The 1,054-nt window shown below is 34.3% G+C and carries 2 protein-coding genes and 1 pseudogene; all 3 read right to left on the bottom strand.

Annotated elements, in window-relative coordinates; genetic code table 11:
- Nucleotides 1–603 (bottom strand): type II toxin-antitoxin system HipA family toxin (locus EG240_RS16395; protein ID WP_148096373.1); only part of this gene is annotated, 603 nt, incomplete at its 3' end.
- A complete protein-coding gene (locus EG240_RS16390; protein WP_124900130.1) occupies nt 596–931 on the bottom strand; it encodes a HipA N-terminal domain-containing protein in 336 nt (111 codons plus the stop codon). The genes EG240_RS16395 and EG240_RS16390, both read right to left, overlap by 8 nt.
- A pseudogene (locus tag EG240_RS16925) lies at nt 931–1,054 on the bottom strand (transcriptional regulator); the annotation flags it as partial. The pseudogene EG240_RS16925 and the gene EG240_RS16390, both read right to left, overlap by 1 nt.

The raw sequence follows: 1,054 nt of genomic DNA, 5'->3' as shown, positions 1-1,054 counted from the left end.
TTTTAAGTGCATATCGTTATTGCCTGTTAAGAAAGAAAACAAGACCAATCTAAAATATTTGATGGCATCTAACCCTGAATTGGTAGTATACTGTTTGATGATTTTGCCCACTCGTTCATATGAACTTTTATATTTTTGCTCTGTTAGTAATTCCGATAACTGACATAAATCTTCTACGTGAATTTTCTTACCATTCGATCGATCGAAACGCTTGGTGATATAAGCTAGTTCACCTGTCGAAGTTCGAATTAAAGCATGCTGGGCAGTTTCAATTTTAAACAACTTGGCTAAGTGCATCGTTAGATCTTCCACCTCGGGCATAAAAGAAAATTCAGCAGATTGTGGCTTTAGAATATAGTCTCCCCATAAACCAACTAAAGTTAATCGCTTATTACCTTGATCCTCGTTTAAGCTCAATGATATTTTAGGTTGAACACCAGTTAAAGCCAATCGTTCGTTAACCGTAATTTCCGCTAATTGATTTAATTTCTCTTGATCTAATTCTAGAGTAGGAACTTGCGTTGTTTTAAAGAATTTTTTAGAACATTTCGAATGATATTCACCTGTTTCTACCGATTGATAACAAAATAAACAATTAGTCATATTTTTCCTCCTCCATAGGATATACAGATACGGCACCAATGGTATCTCTGCACAAATTGATTAGTAATTCAAAACGATCTCGAGGATTTAACTTCCAATGTTTTTCGCCTATTTCAAGTAACCAACCTTCAGGAATTAAGCCATCAAAAAATGGAAAAAGAACCTTGCTATGATAAGGTTGTTCCGTTAGTGGTAAGGTTAAACTAATTGATTTTGAATTCGATTTTTCCAAATATTCCTGTTCGTACTGAAAAGAATATCCGTTATCACCTTCAACTAAAACACCCGCCAATTTATCTTGAAAATATATTTTTGCTTGACGTACCATTATTCACGAGTTTTATCGATTACCCCTACTTCTTTCCCAAACAAAGCCAACACGTCATTAACTTTGTCTAAACGAAGTGTTTTCTTTCCTTGTTCTAAATCACGAACAAAACGCAAACCTACA

Origin of the sequence: Paenimyroides tangerinum, from assembly GCF_003865405.1 — a bacterium.
Lineage (GTDB): Bacteria > Bacteroidota > Bacteroidia > Flavobacteriales > Flavobacteriaceae > Flavobacterium > Flavobacterium tangerinum.
This window is presented reverse-complemented; position numbering and strand designations above follow the sequence as displayed.